This is a genomic window from Streptomyces sp. NPDC050509, from assembly GCF_044457965.1.
GTDB lineage: Bacteria > Actinomycetota > Actinomycetes > Streptomycetales > Streptomycetaceae > Streptomyces.
This window is the reverse complement of record NZ_JBITHL010000010.1, coordinates 54,961-77,298: the sequence shown is the minus strand read 5'-3', so window position 1 is coordinate 77,298 and position 22,338 is coordinate 54,961. Positions and strand designations below refer to the sequence as shown.

The window sequence follows — 22,338 nt, the reverse complement described above, 5'->3', positions numbered from 1 at the left end:
CGGCCCATCGGGACGCCGGGGCCGGCCACGCCCGCGGTACGTGCTCGGCGGCTGAGCGCGTACCGCGCCGTTCAGTGGTGGAAGGCGGTGGCGGCCGACGGGTCGCGGTCCATGGGGCGCTCCTGGGCGCGCAGTTCGGGCAGTACCCGCTTCAGGTCGGCCACCAGCATCGCGGCCAGGTCCGCCGAGAAGCCGTTGCGGCAGACCACCCGCAGGACGGACAGGTCCTCGCGGTGGGCGGGGAAGGTGTAGGCGGGCACCAGCCAGCCGTGTTCGCGCAGCCGCCGCGAGACGTCGAAGACATCGAAGTTCGTCACATCGGAGGCGGTGGTGAAGGCGAACACGGGCAGTTGGTCCCCACGGGTGAGCAGCCGGAAGCCGCCCAGCCGCTCGATGCGCACGGAGAGGGTCGTGGCGATGTCCCGCGCGGTCTGCTGGACGGCGCGGTAGCCGTCCCTGCCGAGCCGCAGGAAGGTGTAGTACTGCGCGACGACCTGGGCGCCCGGCCGGGAGAAGTTCAGCGCGAAGGTGGGCATGTCGCCGCCCAGGTAGTTGACGCGGAAGACCAGCTCTTCGGGGAGTTCGGCGGGCGACCGCCACAGCGCCCAGCCGACGCCCGGGTACACCAGCCCGTACTTGTGGCCCGAGGTGTTGATGGAGGAGACGCGCGGCAGCCGGAAGTCCCAGACGAGGTCCTCGTCGAGGAAGGGCGCGATCATGGCGCCCGACGCCCCGTCGACATGGACGGGGACATCGAGCCCCGTACGCTCCTGGAGCGCGTCCAGCACCGCGCACAGCTCGGCGACCGGTTCGTACGAGCCGTCGAAGGTGGAGCCCAGGACGGCCACGACCCCGATGGTGTCCTCGTCGCAGAGGTCGGCGGCGGCCTGCGGGTCGAGGTGGAAGCGGTCGCCCTCCATGGGGACGAGGCGCGCCTCCACCTCCCAGAAGGCGCAGAACTTCTCCCAGCAGACCTGGACGTTGATGCCCATGACCAGATTGGGCCGGGCGGTCGCCGGATAGCGCGCCGCGTTCCGCTTGGCCCAGCGGCGCTTGAGCGCCAGCCCGGCGAGCATGCACGCCTCGCTGGACCCGGTGGTCGAGCAGCCGACGGCGGTCGCCGGATCCGGGGCGTTCCACAGGTCGGCGAGCATCGCCACGCAGCGCCGCTCCAGTTCGGCGGTGCGCGGGTACTCGTCCTTGTCGATCATGTTCTTGTCCTGGCACTCCGCCATCAGCACCCCGGCCTGCGGCTCCATCCAGGTGGTGACGAAGGTCGCCAGGTTGAGCCGTGAGTTGCCGTCGAGCATCAGCTCGTCGTGGACGAGCTGATAGGCGGTGTGCGGCGGGGTCGGTCCTTCGGGAAGGCGCTGGGTGGGCGGCGCCGACGTCATCTCGCTGACCGGATCCGCCTCCCCGTAGAAGGGGTTGAGCGACAGCCGCCGCAGTTCGGCGCGGTCCTCCTCGGGTACGTCGGCTGCCCTGTCCGCGCCTTGGTGGAGTGGCATCGGCGGATCTCCTCGGGGTGGGTACGTGCGGACGGCCCCCTCCGCGAGAATACGGATGAAAGCCGCGTACCGCCCGCCGGGTGGTACGGAGGTGGCTCGGCGTCACCGCAACGACGTGCCGTCCTCGTGGAGCTGCATCTGCGGGCGGCCGGTGACCAGCAGCCAGGCGGGGAGCACGGCCACGCAGAGCAGCGGCAGCACGGTGACGTCGGAGACCATGACCGCCGCCGTGAACAGGCTCAGCCAGCCCTGCCGGGTGACGGCGAGCAGCAGCCCCAGCACGCCGCAGACCACCCCCACGGTGGGGTGGACGGCCGGGACGAGGGCGTGCGCGCACAGGCCGAGCGCGGCCCCGACGAAGACGGCGGGGAAGATCCGGCCGCCCCGGAAGCCGCAGGCGGCGGCGGTGACCAGGGCGGCCAGCTTCACCACCGTCATCAGCGCGAACGAACCGGCCGACCAGCCGTCCGGGTCGCTCGCCAGGGTCTTCACCTCGTCCAGCCCCTTGAAGAGCGTGAGAGGCCCGCCGAGCGCCCCCAGCAGCCCCAGCACCAGCCCGCCGGCGGTCAGGGCGAGCACGGGGTGCCCGATCCGCCGGAAGAGGGCGTGGACGTACGGGAAGGCCCGCACCGCCGCCATGCCCAGCGCCGCGGCCAGCGGGGCGATCACCAGCGCGGCCAGGAGGTCGCTCCAGTGGGTCTCCGAGTACGGCGGCAGATCCAGGTCGAAGGTCGGACGCGCGATCAGTACGGTGGTCAGCCCGCCCGCGCCGGCCGCGACCAGCGGGCCGAACAGTTTGTCCCAGAGCGATCCGGGACCCGGCCGCGCTGCCAGCGTCTCCGTGAGGATCAGGGCGGCGGCCACGGGGGTGCCGAAGAGCGCCCCGATGGTGCCCGCCGCGCCCAGGGAGATCCAGAGCGCGGCCGGGGCGCGCGGCGCCGCCTTGCGGCCGAGCCAGTAGGCCAGGGCGATGTTGGCGGCGGTGATCGGGTTCTCCGGGCCGAGGCTGACCCCGCCGGCCAGCGCGAGCCCCGTGACGACCAGCAGCCCCGGCACGATCCCGGGCGCCATCGGGGCGTCGACCAGCCCGGTGGTCGCCGGGTCGGGGCCGGCGTGCCCGTACACCTGCCGTACGACGATCCCCACCGCCAGTCCGGTCGCCGTGAGCATCACGATCGTCCAGAGCGCCGAGTACGGCCCGATGCCGAGGGCGTCGGGCAGCGTCCCCCAGAGCACCTTCTTGAGCTGCTCGGCGGCCTCGCTCACCCCGAGCAGCACCAGCGCCGAGACCACCCCGATCACCAGGGAGGGCACGACCAGGGGCAGCAGGGCGCGGGCGGAGAGGGAGGCGGGCGGGGCGGGGAGGGTGCCTCGGCCGGAGCCGTGGCCGGGGTCGGAGCTGTGGTCGGAGCCGGAGCCGTGGTCGGGATCGGAGCCGGGGCTGTGGTCGGGTTCGGGTTCGGACGGGGTGCCCTTGGCCATGCGCCCGATGCCCATCGCGCGTACCGCCCTCTCCGCCCTCTGTTTCGCGTCCCGGACCCGTGCGGTCCCGTGTCACGCACAGCTTTGTCCCCCTCTGCCCGGTGTGCATCCCGAGCGCAGGTGCCGGAGGGCGGGTGGAACCTGGAGGGGCGTCCGGCCGTTGATAGCTTGTGCGCGGCCGACCACGCCGATTCGACGATCGACCGACCAAAGACTCAGGAGTCCGGAAACCGTGACCACCCTTGCGCTCGGACCAAGCTGGCTGGACCCGGACTATCTGATCGGGACCTTCGGGCTGATCGGTGTCCTGGTGATCGTCTTTGCCGAGTCCGGTCTTCTCATCGGCTTCTTCCTGCCCGGTGACTCGCTGCTCTTCACCACGGGCCTGCTGGTCACCGCCGGCACGCTGAAGACCCCGCTCTGGATGGTCTGCGGGCTGATCGTGCTCGCCGCGATCGCCGGTGACCAGGTCGGATATCTCTTCGGCCGCAAGGTCGGACCCGCGCTCTTCAAGCGGCCGGACTCCAAGCTCTTCAAGCAGGAGAACGTGGAGAAGGCACACGACTTCTTCGAGAAGTACGGCCCCAAGTCGCTGGTCCTCGCGCGCTTCGTGCCCGTCGTCCGTACGTTCACGCCGATCATCGCCGGTGTGAGCCGGATGAACTACCGCTCGTTCATCACCTTCAACATCATCGGCGGCATCCTCTGGGGTGCGGGCGTCACGCTGCTGGGCGCGGCGCTCGGCAAGATCGCCTTCGTGCACGAGCACATCGAGATGATCCTCATCCTGATCGTGGTGATCTCGGTGCTGCCGATCGTGATCGAGGTCCTGCGGGCGCGCTCCAAGTCGAAGAAGGGGGCCGCGTCCGCCCCCGCCGTCGACGACGGCCTGGTCGGCCCCGGTACGGCCGCCATGGAGGGGTACGGAGCGCAGGGCGCCCCCGCCCCCGGGACGCCGGGCGCGGAGACGATGCGGTTCCCGAAGATCACCGGCGCCTCGGGCCAGGACGGCGCCCACGAGGCTCCCGGGCCCTACCAGGCCCCGGGCGGCTACCAGGCGCCCGGCGGCAACCCCGACGGCCCCGGCGGCGGTCGCGGCCGTCACGCCAAGCGCTGACCCCGAAGCAGTACCGCGGTCCCGGCAGCCGGGTCGTACCGCTCGTACGGCTCGTACCGGCTCGTACCGGCTCGTACCGGCTCGTACCGGCTCGTACCGGGTCGCACGGCTCGTACCGCCGTACCCGTCAGAAGCCGCGCGTCCGCTTGGCCGCGCGGCGGCTCGACGCCCGTCCCGAGCCGGGCACCTTGAGGAACAGCCGGCAGATCTCCCCTCCGAGGTTCACCCCCACCGCGATCGCCAGCGCCAGCGCCACCGCCTGGGAGAGATAGGCGAGCCCGCGGTCCAGCTCGTTCTGCGCGAAGCCCAGCAGCCCGAAGTACGTCGCGGAACCCGGCAGCAGCGGCCCGATCGCCGCCGTGACGTACGGCAGCGCCGACGCGAACTGGTAGCGCGAGAAGAGCTGACCGAACAGGCCCACCACCCCCGCAGCGACGGCCGTGGAGGCCACCGGCGAGATCCTGCCGATGTCGTGCATCGCCGCGTAGACGACCCAGGCGACGCCGCCGTTGAGCGACACCATCAGCACGGTGGAACGTTCCTGCTGAAGCAGTATCGCGAAAGCGAGACTCAGCGTCACCGCCGCCAGGGTCTGCGCCACCGGCCGTACGTCCGCGTGCAGCGCCGCCTCCGGGTTCAGCTCGGCGTGGAGCTGGACCCCCAGGTAGAGCACGATCAGCACACCGACGACGATCGCGATGAAGAAGTACATGACCTCCAGCAGCCGCGCACCCGCCGTGATGTAGTACCCCGTCAGACCGTCCTGCACCCCGGCCACCAGCGCCCGCCCCGGCAGCAGCGCGAAGAGCCCACCGGTGATCACCGCCGAGGGGCGGCCCTCCCAGGACAGGTGCGGCCCCAGCAGCGTCAGCGCCACCCCCATCGCGGCGGGCGGCATCGCCGCCACCACGAACTGGTAGAACTCCGGCAGCCCGCGCCCCGCGCAGAGCCACGCCAGCCGGTCGCCCAGCATCGCGCCGAGCGCCGCGACCACGAACACCAGCACGCTGCCGCCGACCAGCACCGAGGCCGAACCGGCCAGCAGCCCGCTCGCCGCGGTCAGCGCCCAGCCGGGGTACGGGTGCCGGTTACGGCGGATCTCCGCGAGCCGCCGGTACGCCTCCTCCAGCGTGGTGTCCGTGTCCTCGGTGGTGATGTCGTCGATGAGCGTGTAGACGGCGGACAGTCGCGTGTAGTCGGTGCCCCGCCTCCGTACCGTCCTGCTGGCCGTCACCGGGTCGTCGACCAGCGACGGCTGATGGGAGATCGACAGCAGGGTGAAGGTGACGGTCGGCTCGCAGCGGTCGAGCCCGTACGCCCGGCTCACCGCGAACATCGCGGCCTCGACGTCCTCGGCGCCCTCGCCGCCCGCGAGCAGCAGCTCGCCGATGCGCAGCGTCAGGTCCAGGACGCGCGGGACGGCGGGCCCCTGGTCGTCGTGGCGCTGCACTATGTCCGGTACGGGACGGTCCCCGACCGGCATCCGCAGCAGCGTCCGCATCCGGTCCTGCCAGGGCGCCTCCTTGCTCAGCGCCAGCCGCGGGATGCCGTGCGCCGGCGTGAACGCCGAGCTCGCTCCGGCGCCCGCCCCCAGTCCGGTCCCCGGCAGTACGCGGGCGCCGTCCGGCAGATCGAAGGCCGAGCCCTCGGGCTCGGGCGGCGGCTCCGTGCTGGTCCCGTCGGGGAGCGCGAACTCCGACGTCGGATGGTCGTCCTCGGGGAGCGGCGGCTGTTCCACCCCGAGCGGTGGGGTGAAGGCGCTGCGTGCCTCGTCCGACGGAGGCTTTCGGTCCTCGGACCCGTCCGGCTCGGCCACCACGGTCTGCGTCCTCACTCCCTGTCGTAACCGCTCTTCGTCGTATCGCTGCTGTCTCGTACCCGCTCGTCGTCGTACCGCTCGTCGCCGTGCCGTATGTCCCGGCATACGGTCTCCGGCGTACGAACCGTCACGTCCGCCGTCCGCGGTCCGGGTCCGCCATCCACGTCCCGTCCGGGTCCGCCGTCCGCCGTCCGCCGTCCGCCGTCCGCTCAGTATGTGCACGGGAAAGGGGTGGGCACACGCGGACGGGCGGCGCACCCACGAGGGGTACGCCGCCCGTCGTCCGCCCGGCGGCCGTCCGCCGGTCACACGGTTGAGGCGCGCGTCAGTGCGCGCCGCCCTGCGCCTCAAGGCGCTTGTACGAGGCCTCGATCTCGGCCTCGGCCTCGGCGCGGCCGACCCAGTCGGCGCCCTCGACGGACTTGCCGGGCTCCAGGTCCTTGTAGACCTCGAAGAAGTGCTGGATCTCCAGGCGGTCGAACTCCGAGACGTGGTGGATGTCGCGCAGGTGCTCCACCCGGGGGTCGGAGGCCGGGACGCACAGCAGCTTGTCGTCGCCGCCGGCCTCGTCCGTCATCCGGAACATGCCGATGGCGCGGCACTTGATGAGACACCCGGGGAAGGTCGGCTCGTCCAGGATGACCAGCGCGTCCAGCGGGTCGCCGTCCTCGCCCAGGGTGTTCTCGACGAATCCGTAGTCCGCGGGGTAGCTGGTCGAGGTGAAGAGACGACGGTCAAGGCGGATCCGACCGGTCTCGTGGTCCACCTCGTACTTGTTCCGCGAACCCTTAGGGATCTCGATGGTGACGTCGAACTCCACGGGTGGCTCCTCCATGATCAACACAATGTCCGGGTGATGCTGCCGTTGTCGGCCCCCGACCTGACAGGCCGTTACTGGCCGGGGTGCCATGCTCGGGGCAAGGCGCAGTGGTTAAGTGTCCCCCACGCAGCAGTGTGATCGCGAAAGGGGCTGGTCAGCCGTGGTTGAGCCGAAAGCGTGGCAGGTCACGGCGGGTTCCGCCGCGCTCGGCCTCGCCCTCGCCGCCGTGGCGGTGGTGACGGCGGGCCCGTGGGACTCCGGTCAGCGTAAGGCCGAGAGGGAGTGGGCGGTCGCGCAGAACCGCGCGGGTGGCGCACATCACGATCCGTCCGCGCCGCGCACGCCCGCGCCCGCCCCCAGCGCCGCCGGGGTGCTCAGCGCGCTCGCCGCCGCGGACACCACGCGTACCCGGGCCGAACCCGGCGGGGCGCCCCCCGCCGATCTCGGCCGGACGCTCGGCAAGCTGCTCGACGCGGACGCGCTCGGCCCCTCCCGTACGGCGTCCGTCGTCGACACGGCCACCGGCGAGGTCCTGTACGGCAAGGGCGCCGCCACCCCGATGACCCCGGCCTCCACCGTCAAGATCGCGACGATGGTCGCCGCGCTCTCCGCGCTCGGCCCCGACCACCGCATCGCCACCACCGTCATGGCCACCCCGGACCAGCGGAAGCTCACCCTGGTCGGCGGCGGGGACGCCACCCTCGACCGGAAGCGGCTGGGCGCCCTGGCCGGCGACACCGCCCGCGCGCTCCGCGACAGCGGCATCACCAAGGTCGAGCTGCACTACGACACCTCCCTCTACTCGGGCCCCCGGGAACACCCCATCGGCCCCAACGACAACATCGCCCCCGTGGTCCCCCTGATGGCCGGACAGGGGCGGCTCGACAAGTCCACGACCGGTCCCGCGCCGCGCAGCGGCAACCCCGCGGGCGACGCCGCCCGTACCTTCGCCCATCTGCTGCGCGAACGCGGCGTACGCACCGCGCGGCCCCCTGCGGCCGGCAAGCCCGCCAAAGGCGCGGAACCGCTCGCGCGCACCTACTCCGCGCCCCTGGCCGACCTGGTCGAGCGCGCGCTGACCGAGAGCGACAACGACATCGCGGAGTCCCTCGCCCGGCAGACCGCGATCGCCGCGGGCGAACCGGCGAGCTTCGCGGGCGCGGGCCGGGCCGTCGGCGCGGAACTCACCAAGCTCCGACTGCCCCTCAAGGGGACGCGGTTCGCCGACGGCAGCGGACTCAACCGCAAGGACAAGGCCAGCGCCGCCCTGCTGACCGCCCTGCTGACCCGCGCCGCCGACCCGGACCGCCCGGAACTGCGCCCCGTCCTCACCGGCCTGCCCGTCGCCGGGTTCACCGGCACCCTCAGGGGCCGGTACGGGGGCACCCCGCCCGCCGCCGGGCTCATCCGGGCCAAGACCGGCACGCTCACCGGTGTGGACGCCCTGGCCGGCACCGTCGTCGACGGCGAGGGACGGCTCCTCGCCTTCGCGTTCCTGGCCGGTGCGACGAAAGCCCCCGACACCGCCCGGACGGCCCTGGACGCGCTCTCCGCCGCACTGGTCCCGCGTACGCCCTCCGCACCGCCCCCGGCGCCGCTCCCGGCCAGGGGCTCGGCCATCCCCTAGGGGACGAACCAAGGGAAGAACCGGGCGCCCCACACCTCACCGCACCCCGGGCCGAGCACGTACGGTTGACGCATGACGAGCATCGGTGGTGCAGAGATGGTCGACTGGAACCTCGCGGTGGCGACCGCGACCCGCCTCGCGCGGCCGGGACCCGAGGTCACCCGCGACGAGGCGCGCGAGATCGTCGCCGAGCTGCGACGGCACGCCAAGGCGGCGGAGGAACACGTCCGCGGCTACACGAGGATGATCCCCGAGGACCACGAGCCACCGGACACCCCGGTCCTGGTCGTCGACCGCGCCGGCTGGGTCAAGGCCAACGTGGCCGGCTTCCGCGAGCTGCTGAAGCCGCTGTTCGAGAAGATGCAGGAGCGCCGCCCGGGCGGCCCCGGCGGCGCCGTCATCGGCGCGGTCGGCGGCAAGGTCACCGGCGTCGAGGTGGGCATGCTGCTCTCCTTCATGTCCTCCCGGGTCCTCGGCCAGTACGAGACGTTCGCGTCCGCCACCCGCGATCTCCCGGCGGCCGCCGACGGTGGCCGGCTGCTGCTCGTCGCCCCCAACATCGTCCACGTCGAACGGGAACTCGACGTCGACCCGCACGACTTCAGGCTCTGGGTCGCGCTCCACGAGGAGACCCACCGCACGCAGTTCACCGGCGTGCCCTGGCTGCGCGACCACCTCCAGGGCGAGATCCAGTCGTTCCTCGACCAGACCGACGTCGACCCCATGACCGTCGTCGAACGGCTGCGCGAGGCCGCCCAGTCCCTCGCCGGCGGACGCCCCGAGGGCGAGCGGGACGAGGAGGGCAGGAGCATCGTCGAGCTGGTGCAGACCCCGGAACAGCGGGAGATCCTGGGCCGGCTCACCGCCGTGATGTCCCTCCTGGAGGGCCACGCCGACTTCGTGATGGACGGCGTCGGACCGCAGGTCGTGCCCTCCGTCGCCGAGATCCGCGAGAAGTTCCAGCAGCGCAGGGCCCGCGGCGCCAGCCGGCTCGACCTCGCGCTGCGCAAGCTGCTCGGCCTCGACGCCAAGCTCCGCCAGTACCGCGACGGGGAGCGGTTCGTACGCGCCGTGGTCGATCAGGTCGGGATGGACGGCTTCAACCGCGTCTGGACCTCGCCGAACACCCTCCCCACCAAGGCGGAGATCGCCAAACCGGCGGATTGGGTCGCGCGGGTGCACCGTAAGGCGGATTCATGAGCGGAAGCTGACGTCTGGCAGGAGGACGCCTCAGGTATCACCCATCCGAGGGACCGTGGGTGAGGGATAGGCGTGCAATGCTCGGGTAATGGCTCGGTTCTGTCACCATCGACGCACTCTGAGTGACGCTCTCCGTCCTTTCTCCGACCGAGGCACCCCCCAAATAACATCACGAAGGGCACCGGATATGGGTCCCCATCCTGCGGTCGCGGCGATACGCCTGGCGGTCCGCCGCGTACTCCACGAGGTCCTCACCGACCACGCCGACCTCCTTGCCACCACCTCGCACACCACTCCCGCCGCTCACATCCCCCTCCCCGCCGACGAGCCCCCGCTCGTGCTCGTCGCCTGCTCCGGCGGCGCCGACTCCATGGCGCTCGCCTCCGCCCTCGCCTTCGAGGCGCCCAAGCTCGCCGTACGGGCGGGCGCCGTCACCGTCGACCACGGCCTCCAGACAGGCTCCGACCTCCGCGCCGCCGAGGTCGTCGCCCGGCTCGGCGCCATGCGCCTCGACCCCGTCGAATCCGTCGCCGTCACCGTGGGACGCGACGGAGGACCCGAGGCCGCCGCCAGGGACGCGCGCTACGCCGCCCTCGACGCCGCGGCCGAACGCCATCGCGCCGCCGCCGTCCTCCTCGGCCACACCCGCGACGACCAGGCGGAGACGGTCCTCCTCGGCCTCGCCCGGGGCTCAGGCACCCGCTCCCTGTCCGGCATGGCGGCCGTCTCGGGGGCGGCCGGACGCTACCGGCGGCCCTTCCTCCAACTCGACCGGCAGACCGCCCGCAAGGCCTGCCTGGTCCAGTCCATCCCCGTCTGGGACGACCCCCACAACACCGACCCCGCCTACACCCGCTCACGGCTGCGCCACGAAGGGCTGCCGGCCCTGGAGAAAGCTCTCGGCAAGGGCGTCGTCGAGGCCCTCGCCCGTACGGCACAGCTCTCCCGCGACGACGCCGACGCCCTGGACGGCTGGGCCGCCGACGCGGAGCCGACCGTACGGGACGAGACGGGGCAACTCGCCTGCGTCAGGCTGTACGCGCTGCCGCCCGCCGTCCGCCGCCGGGTGCTGCGCCGGGCCGTCATCGCCGCGGGCGCCCCCGCCGGTTCGCTGTTCGCCCGTCACATCGAAGAGGTCGACCGCCTGATCACGGGCTGGCGCGGCCAGGGAGCCATCAATCTGCCCGGCCGCGTGGAGGCCAGGAGGCAGGGTGGCAGACTGGTCATCCGGCAGGGCTGAAGCGCTGATGCACTACGGCTGTGTCTCCCGGGCCGTCAGGACGTGTTCGAGCAGTCCCGTCCGGCCCCGGACCGCTGGCCGACAACGAAAGTGATGCGGGTGGACGACAAGGACATGGGCAACGACCTCCAGTCGGTGCTCATCACCAAGGAAGAGATCGACGCGAAGCTGGCCGAACTGGCCGCGAAGATCGACGCGGAGTACGCAGGCAAGGATCTGCTTCTCGTCGGTGTCCTCAAGGGCGCCGTGATGGTCATGGCGGACCTGGCGCGCGCCCTGTCCACCCCGGTGACGATGGACTGGATGGCCGTCTCCTCGTACGGGGCGGGCACCCAGTCCTCGGGCGTGGTCCGGATCCTCAAGGACCTGGACACGGACATCAAGGGCAAGCACGTCCTGATCGTCGAGGACATCATCGACTCGGGGCTGACGCTGTCGTGGCTGCTGTCCAACCTCGGTTCGCGGGAGCCGGCCTCGCTGGAGGTCTGCACCCTGCTCCGTAAGCCGGATGCCGCAAAGGTCGCGATCGACGTCAAATGGATCGGCTTCGACATTCCCAATGAGTTCGTCGTCGGATACGGGCTGGATTACGCGGAGAAGTACCGCAACATTCCCTTTGTCGGTACCCTCGCGCCCCATGTCTACGGGGGTTAGCCGAGAACCTGGTCCGGGGCGCCGCGCCCGCCGCCGGGAACCTCAGCCCGGCTCGCGCCGTTGGAGCAGGGGAAGACGGGTTCGTCAGCCGTCCCGTGCGGTCGCGGGCCATGATGCTGGGGTACCTTCCCAGGAACAGTCTTTTCTCACAGCAGCATTTACCTACGGGCAGGAGGGACGGGGCGACTTCGCTCCGTATGGATGGACGTGAAGCGATACTTCCGTGGGCCGGTCATGTGGATCGTGCTGGCCGTCCTCGCCGTGGTCGTGTTGATGCAGGTCGTCGGCTCGTCGGGCGGCTACAAGACGGTGGACACCGGTGAGGTCGTCCAGGCGATCGACAAGAACCAGGCCGAGCAGGTCAAACTGACCACCGGCGATGACCAGATCATCAAGGTCGACCTCAAGGACGGCCTGAAGGTCAAGGGCAGCGACAAGATCCAGGCCAGCTACATCGGCAATCAGGGATCCTCGCTGGCCACAACGCTCCAAACGAAGTTCCAGAACGGTGACATCACCAAGGGCTATACGGTCTCGCCTTCGAAGCAGAGCCCGTTCCTCTCGGTGCTGTTCTCGCTGCTGCCCTTCGTGCTGATCGTCGTGGTCTTCCTGTTCCTGATGAATCAGATGCAGGGCGGCGGATCCCGCGTCATGCAGTTCGGGAAGTCCAAGGCCAAGCTCATCACCAAGGACACCCCGAAGACGACCTTCGCCGATGTGGCGGGGTCGGACGAGGCCGTCGAGGAACTCCACGAGATCAAGGAATTCCTCCAGGAGCCGGCGAAGTTCCAGGCCGTCGGCGCCAAGATCCCGAAGGGTGTGCTGCTCTACGGCCCGCCCGGTACGGGCAAGACGCTGCTGGCCCGCGCCGTCGCGGGCGAGGCCGGGGTGCCGTTCTACTCGATCTCGGGCTCCGACTTCGTCGAGATGTTCGTCGGTGTCGGTGCCTCCCGGGTGCGTGACCTCTTCGAGCAGGCCAAGGCGAACGCCCCGGCGATCGTCTTCGTCGACGAGATCGACGCCGTCGGCCGGCACCGCGGCGCGGGCCTCGGCGGCGGACACGACGAGCGCGAGCAGACGCTGAACCAGCTCCTGGTGGAGATGGACGGCTTCGACGTGAAGGGCGGCGTCATCCTGATCGCCGCCACCAACCGGCCGGACATCCTCGACCCGGCGCTGCTGCGCCCGGGCCGGTTCGACCGGCAGATCGCCGTCGACCGTCCGGACATGCAGGGCCGTCTGGAGATCCTCAAGGTCCACCAGAAGGGCAAGCCGGTCGCCCCGGACGTCGATCTCGGCGCCGTCGCCCGTCGTACGCCCGGCTTCACCGGTGCCGACCTGGCGAACGTGCTGAACGAGGCCGCGCTCCTGACAGCGCGCGGCGACGGGAAGCTCGTCGACAACCACGCCCTGGACGAGGCGATCGACCGCGTCGTGGCGGGCCCGCAGAAGCGGACCCGGATCATGTCCGAGAAGGAAAAGAAGATCACCGCGTACCACGAGGGCGGTCACGCCCTGGTCGCCGCGGCGTCTCCGAACTCCGACCCGGTGCACAAGATCACGATCCTGTCCCGTGGCCGGGCCCTGGGGTACACCATGGTCCTGCCCGACGAGGACAAGTACTCGACCACGCGCAACGAGATGCTCGACCAGCTCGCCTACATGATGGGCGGACGCGCGGCGGAGGAACTGGTCTTCCACGACCCGACCACCGGCGCGGCCAACGACATCGAGAAGGCCACGGCCACGGCGCGGGCGATGGTCACGCAGTACGGCATGACCGAGCGGCTCGGAGCGATCAAGTTCGGTGGCGACAACACCGAACCGTTCCTCGGCCGGGAGATGGGGCATCAGCGCGACTACTCGGAAGAGGTCGCGGCGCTGGTCGACGAAGAGGTCAAGAAGCTCATCGAGACCGCGCACAACGAGGCGTGGGAGATCCTGGTCGAGAACCGTGACGTACTCGACAATCTGGTCCTGGCGCTCCTGGAGAAGGAGACGCTCAACAAGGAGCAGATCGCGGAGGTCTTCTCGACCATCGTGAGGCGCCCGTCCCGTCCGGCGTGGACCGGCTCGTCGCGTCGTACTCCGTCGACGCGTCCGCCGGTGCTCTCGCCCAAGGAGCTGGCGCTGACCAACGGCGCCGCCGGTGCCAACGGGGGGCTCCCCTCCGTGACCTCCGGCGAGACGCCCACCGAGGCGGTTCCTGAGGACCGTCCGGAGAGCTGACAGCGGGCCGGGACCCCTCCGAGGGCCCGGAATGGATGCCGCGTCCCCCAGGTTTTAGCCTGGAGGGCGCGGCATTCGTATGCCCGCACACGAGAACGGCACAGGAACGAGGCACACATGACCGACCCGGTGACGCTGGACGGGGAGAGCCCGATCCGCGAATTCGACGAGAAGCGGGCCGAGAATGCCGTGCGTGAGCTGCTGATCGCGGTCGGGGAGGACCCGGACCGCGAGGGGCTGCGGGCGACGCCGGGCCGGGTGGCGCGCGCGTACAGGGAGATATTCGCCGGACTGTGGCAGAACCCCGAGGACGTGCTGACCACGACGTTCGACCTCGGCCACGACGAAATGGTCATGGTGAAGGACATCGAGGTGACCTCGACCTGTGAACACCATCTCGTCCCGTTCGTCGGGGTCGCGCACGTCGGCTACATCCCCTCCACGGACGGAAAGATCACCGGGCTGTCGAAGCTGGCCCGTCTCGTGGACGTCTACGCCCGCAGGCCGCAGGTCCAGGAGCGGCTGACGACGCAGATCGCCGAGTCCGTGATGGAGATCCTGGAGCCGCGCGGGGTGATCGTGGTCATCGAGTGCGAGCACATGTGCATGTCGATGCGCGGGGTGCGGAAGCCCGGGGCGAAGACCATCACCTCGGCCGTACGCGGCCAGCTCCGCGATCCCGCGACCCGCGCCGAGGCGATGAGCCTGATCCTGTCCCGCTGAGCGCCGGGACGGACCCGCGTGGGTGGCCGCCACCGCCCGGACCGCGACGCGCCCTGGCGCCTGACCGGCCGGACAGGCGTCAGGCGGCTGGGCCGGCCGGGGCTGCGCCGTTCTTGGTGTCGTTGCCGTCTTCGGGGAGCTTGCAGACCCGCTCCAGGAAGAACGCGGCGGCGATCACCGCGATGCCCGCCAGTACGGAGAAGCCCGCGTAGATGGCCTGGTCGCGGCGGGCGGGGATGTCGAGGGAGCCGAGCAGGAAGACGCCCGTACCGCCGTACATGCCGGAGACCAGGGCCGCGACCAGCGCGCTCGCCTGGCCGAAGACCACGGCGCGCGCCGCCATCAGCGGATCCACGCCCTGTGCGCCGGGGCGGCGCTCCCGCTGGGCCTTGAGCCGGGAGCGCAGGGAGAGGGCCGTCGCGGCGAGGACCGCGGCGATGGCGGCGAGCACGATGGGCGCCGCGAGCGGCACGCTCGGCAGGGTCCCGAACGAGTCCCACAGGCGGGCGGCGGCCCAGGAGAGCACACCTGCCACCACGAACAGGCCGGCGAGGACGCCGATCCGCAACTGCTTCACCGAGTAAGCCGCCCTTCGCCTCGCTGTACCGACCCGCAGAGCCTAACGACTATTCGGGCAGGCGTAGTTCCAGGTCGGACCGGGGTTGTACGCCGTCCTGGCCGACGTCCGTCAGCAGTTCGGCCACCGGGCCGACGCCCGGAACCTGGGCCTCCGGATCCACGTCGTGCCAGGGGGCGAGTACGAAGGCGCGCTGGTGGGCGCGGGGGTGCGGGAGGGTGAGCTGCGGGTCGTCCGAGACGACGTCCGCGTACGCCAGGATGTCCACGTCGATCGTGCGCGGCCCCCAGCGCTCGTCACGGACCCGGTCGAAGGCTTCCTCGATGGCCTGGCCGCGCTCCAGCAGCGAGGACGGCGGCAGCGTCGTCCTGATGACCACGACCGCGTTGAAGTACGACGGCTGCGAGCCGGGGTCCACTCCCCAGGGCTCCGTCTCGTACACCGGTGAGACCGCTTTGACCCGGACGCCCGGGGTGTCCTCCAGGGCGTCGATGGCGCCCTGGATGGTCTCCAGCCGGTTCCCGAGGTTGGAGCCGAGGGCGACCACGGCGCGCTGCGGGTTGGACAGCGTGCTGTCCGCGGCGTCGACCTGGGCGACCACGGAGGCGGGCACCGGCTGGACCGTGGGGTCGCTCTGCGGCCCGTTCGCTGAAAACAGACTCATACTCGGCTCCGGGTGATGGTGATGGTCACATCGTCAAAGGGCACGGTGATCGGGGCGTCCGGTTTGTGCACGACCACCTCGACCTCCTGGACACCGTCGTGTTTCAGGCAGCTCCGGGCGATGCGCTCCGCCAGCGTCTCGATCAGGTTGACGGGCTCTCCCTGGACGACCTCCACGACCTCCTCCGCCACGATGCCGTAATGGACGGTCTTCGCCAGGTCGTCTTCGGCCGCCGCGGGGCGGGTGTCGAGGCCGAGCACCAGGTCCACGATGAAGGTCTGGCCCTCCTCGCGCTCCCGGGGGAAGACGCCGTGGTGCCCGCGGGCCTTGAGGCCGCGCAGCGCGACACGATCCACGCGAATCACTCCTGCTGTCGTTTGTCGTCGGGACACACGGTCGCGAGCGCGGGCGGCTCGGTACCCACATTTGAATCTACCCGCGGGCACCGACAGTGCCGTCCCGCGGGGGTGACGGATGGAGCGCCGCGAGACTGGTAGCCGCCCCTACCCGCGGGTTCTCTTCGCCAATCCACAGAGACCGATTACCCACTCACGTGGGTGGCACCTCGTCCGGTTCCGTGTCTTCCTCGCCGGCTCCGGTCAGGACGGGGGAACCGTGGTGCGACCAGAGCTTCCACCCCTCCGGCGTGCGCCGGAACACGTTCGTCGCGACGACGAGCTGCCCGACCAGCGGTCCCAGCTCGCCGCCCGACTCGGCGGGGCCGCCGCTGAGGATGTTCTCGGTGCAGGTCACCAGGGCGGTGTCGGCGCTGACGGAGACCTCGACATCGGTGAGGAAGAACTGGATGTACTCCGTGTGCGCCATGATCAGGGCGTACGAACGCAGCACATCCCCGCGTCCGCTCAGCACCGGCCAGCCCGGGTGGACACAGGAGACGCCGGAGTCCTCGCCGTCCAGCCAGAGTCCCGACAGGGCCTCCAGGTCGCCGCGCTCCATCGCCTCGTAGAACGTGGTGTTGGCCCGCTCGACCCGCTCGCCGTCCGTCAGCCCGCTGTCGTCCGGCGCGCCGCTCTCCATCCGGGCGGTCACCGGTCTCCCCCGGCCGGGCCGTGGGAGGCTTCCACCGGGCCGCGGGCGCCCTCGACCGCGCGCGCCACCCGTACGGCGTCGGCCGTCGCCCGTACCTCGTGGACCCGGACCGCCCAGGCGCCCTGGTGGGCGGCGATCGCGGAGACCGCCGCGGTGGCCGCGTCGCGCTCACGGGCGGGCGGCGGAGAGCTCTCGCCGCCCGCGAGGACATGGCCGAGGAACCGTTTGCGGGAGGCCGCGACCAGCAGCGGCCGGCCCAGGGAGCGCAGCTCGGGGAGGTGCGCGAGGAGTTCCAGGTCGTGCTCGGCCTGCTTGGCGAAGCCGAGACCGGGGTCGATCACGAGGCGCTCGGGGGCGATGCCGCCGGCGATCACGGCGTCCATCCGGGCGCGCAGTTCCGCGACGACCTCGGCGACGACGTCCGTGTAGACCGCGCGGCTGTTCATGTCCTGGCTGAAACCGCGCCAGTGCATCACGACGAACGGCACCTCCGCGGCGGCCACGGCGGGCACCATCGCGGGGTCGGCGAGCCCGCCGCTGACATCGTTGACCAGGGCCGCGCCCGCGGCGACGGCCTGTTCGGCGACGACGGCGCGCATGGTGTCGACGGAGACGGTGACGCCCTCGGAGGCCAGGCCGCGCACGACGGGGACGACGCGCCTCAGCTCCTCGTCCTCGTCGACCCGGGTCGCGCCGGGCCGCGTGGACTCGCCGCCGACGTCGACCAGGTCGGCGCCCGCGCCGACGAGATCCAGGCCGCGTTTGACCGCGGTGGTGGTGTCGAACCAGCGACCGCCGTCGGAGAAGGAGTCGGGCGTCACATTGACGACCCCCATGACCGCACACCGGTCCCACTCCGGCAGCCCCAGAACCGTGCCCCGCCCGCGCAACGTACTCATATGCCCCACCCTAGGGCCTCTCGTTCGGATCTTGCCGGGCTCGCGGACCTGGTGGGGCGTCCTATGCCGTACGGACCCCGGGGTCGGACGGGGCGGTGGTGCGGGCGGCGTGGTCGTCGGCGCGGTCGTGGCGCCAGGGGCGTCCCAGATGGCGCAGGGGACGCGGCAGCGACAGGGTGACGAAGCCCTCCGCCTGCATCGCGGCGAAGCCGATCCGGGGCAGGTCGCCGGTGGAGCGGAAGACCACGTAACGGGGCTCCCAGCGGGGCTGGAACTTGGCGTTGAAGCGGTACAGCGACTCGATCTGGAACCAGCGGGAGAGGAAGACCAGCAGTCCGCGCCAGCCGCGCAGCACGGGGCCCGCGCCCAGTCGCTCGCCCCGGGCGAGCGCCGAGCGGAACATCGCGAAGTTGAGCGAGACCCGCACCACCCCGAGCGCGGGCGCGGCGTGCAGCGCGGCGACGATCAGCAGCTCGTTCATGCCCGGGTCTGCGGAGCGGTCGCGGCGCATCAGGTCCAGGGACATCCCGTCCGTCCCCCACGGGACGAAGTGGAGGACGGCCTTCAGGTCGCCGTACGGGCCGGGCGGGCCCGGCTCGGCCTCACCCGGTTTGTGCGCGGTGGCGACCACGGAATCGCCGTCGGCGGGGTCGCCGATCCGGCCGAGCGCCATGGAGAAGCCGCGCTCCGTGTCCGTACCGCGCCAGTCGTCGGCGGCGTCGCGGATCCGGGCCAGCTCTCCCTCGGAGAGGTCACGGACGCGCCGTACGCGGGTTTCGTAGCCGGCGCGCTCGATGCGCGTCACCATCTGGCGTACGTTGCGCATCGAGCGTCCGCGCAAGGAGAAATCCGGCACGTCCACCACCGCTTCGTCGCCCAGCTCCAGCGCGTCGAGCCCGGTCTCGCGGGTCCAGACCTCGCCGCCGGTCTCGCTGCACCCCATCACGGCCGGGGTCCAGGAGTGGGCCTTCGCCTCGTCCATGAAGCGTTCGATGGCGCCGGGCCACGCCTCCACGTCGCCGATGGGGTCGCCGCTGGCGAGCATCACCCCGGAGACGACGCGGTAGCAGACGGCCGCCTTGCCGCTGGGGGAGAAGACCACGCCCTTGTCGCGGCGGAGCGCGAAGTGGCCCAGCGAGTCCCGGCCGCCGTGCCGGTCGAGCAGGGCGCGCAGCCGCCGCTCGTCGTCCTCGGTGAGCCGGGCGACCGGGTGCTCGGGGCGGAAGGCGAGGTAGATGGTGGTGAGGGCGGTGAGCAGGCCGAGCGAGCCGAGGGAGTAGCCGACGGTGCCGCTGACGATCCCCTTGTAGTCGATGGGGCCGTCGAAGCCGAAGAGGCCGTACAGCACATGTTCGAGCCGTTCCGACAGGCTGGGGTTACCGATGGTCCGGTGCGGGTGGGCGCTGACGATGACCAGGCCGAGCCCGATGGATCCCGCGCCCATGAGGACGAAGTTCGCCAGCGCCCGCCAGCGGCTGCGCGGGTCGGGCAGGGCGGCGAACTCCCCGCGGTGGCGTACCAGCAGGGCGAGCAGGCCCAGCGAGAGCAGGGCGCCGATGACCGAGTGCCGGTAGGCGAACTGGGCCACGGTGCCCGCCGGCAGCAGGAACACGGCGGACCGCCACGCGCGGCGCTTGCGCCGTTTGAGCCCGTGCGCGAGCAGCAGCAGGAGTACGCCGGCGCTCAGCGAGAGCGCGGCGGCGAAGGGGCCGAGCGCCCCCGGCAGTACCTCGGCGAAGGAGTGCATCCGGCTGTGGCGGAAGCGCGGGAAGACGCCCGCGGCGATGTCGACGAGACCGATGAGGGCGCAGGCCGTACCGACGAGGGAGGGGACCGACTCCGGGCGCGGACCGCGGAGCAGACGGCGGGCCACGGACGGCGGACGGTGCGGTGCCCTGTCGGAATCGGCAGACCTGTCCGGATGGGCCGACTTGTCCGGACGGACTGACCTGTTCGGACGGACTGACCTGTCCGGATGAGCCGGCCTGTCGGAGCGCGGTGACCTGGTGGAGTGCGTTCCGGGTGACTGTCGTGCACGATCCGGAACCGATCCCGATTTATCCCCATCTAGCGTCACAGACATCGCTTCCCGTGGCTCCGCGAGAGAGTGTGGGCCCGAGTCCGCTTCTTCTTCGCGGGCCGGACATTTTGCGCCCTCTAGGACGCGGCTTTCGGGGGGAGGGTTCCTCTGCATCCGGGAAAATCTCACGGAAGAAAGCTCGGTCGACATGGGTCTCACCAGCCGTAAAGTCCTGGCCTTGGCCGTCCTGCTGGCTGTCCTCCTGTTCGTCGCGACCATCTGGCTCTGGCCGCGGCTGTCGCGGCGTACGGCGCGGGCCGTGCTCGGCAGGATCGGGCTCATGTTCGCCACCCAGGTGGCGATCTTCGCGGCGGTGGGCCTGGTGGCCAACCAGTACTTCCTCTTCTACGGCACGTGGGGCGATCTCTTCGGCCAGGAGCAGGAGCTGGGCTCCGTGGTCGGCCGGGCGGCGGACGGTACGCACATGGCGGTCATGGACACGCAGCGCACGGCCGTTCCCGGCGGGGGCCGGCCGGCGACGGCGGGGCAGATCCAGAAGGTCGCCGTCGCGGGGGCGACGTCCGGGATCGACTCCACGGCGTACGTCTATCTGCCGCCCGAGTACTTCCAGCCGCAGTTCGCCCGGCAGACCTTCCCGGCCGCCGTGGTGCTCACCGGCTACCCGGGGGTGGCCGAGAACCTGATCAAGGGCCTGAACTACCCGTCGACCGCCTGGCGGCTCGCCCGGCGCGGCGCGATGCAGCCGATGATTCTGGTGATGCTGCGGCCCACCGTGGCGCCGCCGCGCGACACCGAGTGCGTGGACGTCCCCGGCGGCCCGCAGACCGAGACCTTCCTCGGCAAGGACCTGCCCCGGGCCGTGTCGAAGACGTACCGGGTCAAGACCTCGCCCCGTAACTGGGGCATCATCGGCAACTCCACCGGCGGCTACTGCGCGCTGAAGATCGCCATGCACCACCCGGAGCGGTACTCGGTGGGCGCCGGACTCTCCGCGTACTACAAGGCGGCGGAGGACCCGACGACCGGCGACCTCTTCCACGGCGACCAGCGGCTGCGCAACCGGGCCGACCTGCTGTGGAGCCTGGACCACGGGCGGCAGGGCGACTCGTCGCTGCTCGTCACCAGCTCCAGGAAGGGCGAGCGGAACCTCACGTCCACCGAGCAGTTCATCCAGAAGGTCAAGGCGCCCTCGAAGGTGTCGTCGATCATCCTCAAGAGCGGGGCGCACAACTTCAACACCTGGCGCCGGGAGATCCCGCCGGCCCTGGAGTGGATGTCGAGCCGGCTCAGCGCGAACTGAGCCGGCTCCGCCCGGGCGCTCAGGGAGCCCGGGGCGCTCAGGGCCCTCAGGACGCTCAGGGGGCGACGAGCTTGCTGACGGTCTCCAGCTCGACGTCCGTACGGGCGATGGCCTGCGCGTCCGCGTCGATCGACCGGCGCAGCGCCTCGTGCAGCCGCGCCGGGGTGAGGACCCCGAGGAACCGCCCGGTCTCCGCCCGGTCGATCACCGCTATCCAGCCGGCGTCGTGCTGGAGCATCGTGGCGAACGCCTGCTTGAGCGAGGCGCCGACCGGCAGCCACGCCTCCATGCGGCGCGCGTGCTCCCGTACGGTCCCCGAGGGGGCACCGCCCGCCGTGGCGGCCCGGTCGGCGGAGAGCCAGCCGTGCAGGTTGTCGTCGGAGTCCAGGACGACGGCCCAGCGCGCGCCTTCCTTGGTGAGCTTCGCCGCGGCGCGCGCGAGCGGGTCGTCGAGATGGACGACGGGCGGCTGTTCGAGGTCGCCCTCCTCGATGGGGGTGACGGAGAGCCGCTTCAGGCCGCGGTCCGCGCCGACGAAGTCCGCGACGTACGGGGTGGCCGGGGCGCCGAGCACCGCCGCCGGGGCGTCGAACTGCTCGATCCTGCCGTGTCCGTAGACGGCGATGCGGTCGCCGAGCCGGACGGCCTCCTCGATGTCGTGCGTGACGAACAGCACGGTCTTGCGTACGGCCGCCTGGAGCCTGAGGAACTCGCTCTGGAGGTGGTCGCGTACGACGGGGTCGACCGCGCCGAAGGGCTCGTCCATCAGCAGGACGGGCGGGTCGGCGGCGAGGGCGCGGGCCACCCCGACGCGCTGGCGCTGGCCGCCGGAGAGCTGCTCGGGGTAGCGGTCGCCGTAGACGGACGGGTCCAGGCCGACCAGATCGAGGAGTTCGGCGGCGCGCGCCCGGCCCTTCGCGCGCTGCCAGCCGAGGAGATGCGGGACGGTCGCGGTGTTCTCCAGGACCGTCTTGTGCGGGAAGAGGCCGACCTGCTGGATGACATAGCCGATACGGCGCCGGAGGCTGACCGGATCGATCGCGGATATGTCGTCCCCGTCGAGGAATATCCGCCCCTCCGACGGTTCGATGAGGCGGTTGACCATTTTCATGGTCGTGGTCTTGCCGCAGCCGGAAGGTCCGACGAGCGTGACCAGTTCGCCTTCGGAGACCTCGAAGGAGAGGTCGTCCACAGCGGTGGTGCCGTCCGGGTACCGCTTGGTGACATGCTCGAATCGGATCATGGTTCCCCATTGTGCGGCGCGTTGTGTGAAGGCAATGTTGCTGGAATGTGGCGGACTTCCGCGAATGTCAGAGGTCGGGGATAGGCTCGCCGGAGTGGGAGGTCGTGGAGGCCGACGTGTGTGCGCGGCGGCCGGACGGGGAGGC

The 22,338-nt window shown here is 71.3% G+C and carries 18 protein-coding genes and 1 pseudogene; 8 read left to right on the top strand and 11 right to left on the bottom strand.

Annotation, left to right across the window (positions count from 1 at the left end):
• Positions 1–71: 71 nt before the first annotated feature.
• Both ACIBJC_RS27635 and ACIBJC_RS27630 read right to left on the bottom strand, forming a co-directional pair.
• Positions 72–1,508, bottom strand: coding sequence for a glutamate decarboxylase (locus ACIBJC_RS27635; RefSeq protein ID WP_399296939.1), 1,437 nt, complete (start codon positions 1,506–1,508; stop codon positions 72–74).
• Positions 1,509–1,610: 102 nt separating this feature from the next.
• On the bottom strand, positions 1,611–3,005 hold the full coding sequence (locus ACIBJC_RS27630) for an ion channel protein (RefSeq protein WP_399296937.1): 1,395 nt from the start codon (positions 3,003–3,005) through the stop codon (positions 1,611–1,613).
• Between the two features lie 217 nt (positions 3,006–3,222).
• On the opposite strand from ACIBJC_RS27630, the pseudogene ACIBJC_RS27625 reads away from it, so the two are divergent.
• Positions 3,223–3,960, top strand: a pseudogene (locus tag ACIBJC_RS27625) (DedA family protein); the annotation flags it as partial.
• A 274-nt stretch (positions 3,961–4,234) separates the two neighbouring features.
• Here ACIBJC_RS27625 and ACIBJC_RS27620 read toward each other — a convergent pair.
• Together ACIBJC_RS27620 and ACIBJC_RS27615 are read right to left on the bottom strand one after the other, a co-directional pair.
• Positions 4,235–5,926, bottom strand: coding sequence for a threonine/serine exporter ThrE family protein (locus ACIBJC_RS27620; protein ID WP_399297325.1), 1,692 nt, complete (start codon positions 5,924–5,926; stop codon positions 4,235–4,237).
• A gap of 325 nt (positions 5,927–6,251) precedes the next feature.
• The gene (locus ACIBJC_RS27615; RefSeq protein ID WP_003968257.1) at positions 6,252–6,746 is read right to left on the bottom strand and encodes an inorganic diphosphatase; all 495 of its coding nucleotides are present in this window, start codon (positions 6,744–6,746) and stop codon (positions 6,252–6,254) included.
• A 160-nt stretch (positions 6,747–6,906) separates the two neighbouring features.
• Here ACIBJC_RS27615 and dacB point away from each other — a divergent pair, with 160 nt between their 5' ends.
• From dacB to folE, 6 genes are all read left to right on the top strand, one after another.
• On the top strand, positions 6,907–8,373 hold the full coding sequence (dacB, locus tag ACIBJC_RS27610; RefSeq protein ID WP_399296935.1) for a D-alanyl-D-alanine carboxypeptidase/D-alanyl-D-alanine-endopeptidase: 1,467 nt from the start codon (positions 6,907–6,909) through the stop codon (positions 8,371–8,373).
• 72 nt (positions 8,374–8,445) lie between these two features.
• Positions 8,446–9,573 (top strand): zinc-dependent metalloprotease, encoded by a 1,128-nt coding sequence (locus tag ACIBJC_RS27605; protein WP_399296933.1) that lies wholly within the window; start codon positions 8,446–8,448, stop codon positions 9,571–9,573.
• Positions 9,574–9,760: 187 nt separating this feature from the next.
• Positions 9,761–10,813: a tRNA lysidine(34) synthetase TilS gene (gene tilS / locus ACIBJC_RS27600; RefSeq protein ID WP_399296931.1), complete on the top strand. Its 1,053-nt coding sequence runs from the start codon at positions 9,761–9,763 to the stop codon at positions 10,811–10,813.
• 114 nt (positions 10,814–10,927) lie between these two features.
• A complete protein-coding gene (gene hpt / locus ACIBJC_RS27595) occupies positions 10,928–11,467 on the top strand; it encodes a hypoxanthine phosphoribosyltransferase (RefSeq protein WP_399297323.1) in 540 nt (179 codons plus the stop codon).
• Positions 11,468–11,668: 201 nt separating this feature from the next.
• Entirely contained in the window at positions 11,669–13,696 is a 2,028-nt protein-coding gene (gene ftsH / locus ACIBJC_RS27590) for an ATP-dependent zinc metalloprotease FtsH (RefSeq protein WP_399296930.1), read from the top strand.
• A 117-nt stretch (positions 13,697–13,813) separates the two neighbouring features.
• Entirely contained in the window at positions 13,814–14,419 is a 606-nt protein-coding gene (folE, locus tag ACIBJC_RS27585; RefSeq protein ID WP_329822206.1) for a GTP cyclohydrolase I FolE, read from the top strand.
• Between the two features lie 79 nt (positions 14,420–14,498).
• Here folE and ACIBJC_RS27580 read toward each other — a convergent pair whose 3' ends face one another.
• From ACIBJC_RS27580 to ACIBJC_RS27555, 6 genes are all read right to left on the bottom strand, one after another.
• A complete protein-coding gene (locus ACIBJC_RS27580; RefSeq protein ID WP_399296927.1) occupies positions 14,499–14,996 on the bottom strand; it encodes a DUF3180 domain-containing protein in 498 nt (165 codons plus the stop codon).
• Between the two features lie 49 nt (positions 14,997–15,045).
• Positions 15,046–15,660: a 2-amino-4-hydroxy-6-hydroxymethyldihydropteridine diphosphokinase gene (gene folK, locus ACIBJC_RS27575; protein WP_399296925.1), complete on the bottom strand. Its 615-nt coding sequence runs from the start codon at positions 15,658–15,660 to the stop codon at positions 15,046–15,048.
• Positions 15,657–16,016, bottom strand: coding sequence for a dihydroneopterin aldolase (gene folB / locus ACIBJC_RS27570; RefSeq protein ID WP_399296923.1), 360 nt, complete (start codon positions 16,014–16,016; stop codon positions 15,657–15,659). The genes folK and folB overlap by 4 nt, the downstream gene beginning before the upstream one ends.
• A 193-nt stretch (positions 16,017–16,209) precedes the next feature.
• Positions 16,210–16,698, bottom strand: a complete 489-nt coding sequence (locus ACIBJC_RS27565) for a nuclear transport factor 2 family protein (RefSeq protein ID WP_399297321.1) — start codon at positions 16,696–16,698, stop codon at positions 16,210–16,212.
• 8 nt (positions 16,699–16,706) lie between these two features.
• Positions 16,707–17,609, bottom strand: a complete 903-nt coding sequence (gene folP / locus ACIBJC_RS27560) for a dihydropteroate synthase (protein WP_399296921.1) — start codon at positions 17,607–17,609, stop codon at positions 16,707–16,709.
• A 61-nt stretch (positions 17,610–17,670) separates the two neighbouring features.
• Positions 17,671–19,482 carry a phosphatidylglycerol lysyltransferase domain-containing protein gene (locus tag ACIBJC_RS27555; RefSeq protein WP_399296919.1) on the bottom strand — a complete coding sequence of 604 codons (1,812 nt, stop codon included), beginning with the start codon at positions 19,480–19,482 and terminating at the stop codon, positions 17,671–17,673.
• Between the two features lie 355 nt (positions 19,483–19,837).
• Here ACIBJC_RS27555 and ACIBJC_RS27550 point away from each other — a divergent pair, with 355 nt between their 5' ends.
• Positions 19,838–20,950 carry an alpha/beta hydrolase gene (locus tag ACIBJC_RS27550; protein ID WP_399296917.1) on the top strand — a complete coding sequence of 371 codons (1,113 nt, stop codon included), beginning with the start codon at positions 19,838–19,840 and terminating at the stop codon, positions 20,948–20,950.
• Between the two features lie 55 nt (positions 20,951–21,005).
• On the opposite strand, the gene ACIBJC_RS27545 is transcribed toward ACIBJC_RS27550, so the two are convergent.
• Positions 21,006–22,193, bottom strand: a complete 1,188-nt coding sequence (locus tag ACIBJC_RS27545; RefSeq protein WP_399296915.1) for an ABC transporter ATP-binding protein — start codon at positions 22,191–22,193, stop codon at positions 21,006–21,008.
• Between the last annotated feature and the right edge of the window lie 145 nt (positions 22,194–22,338).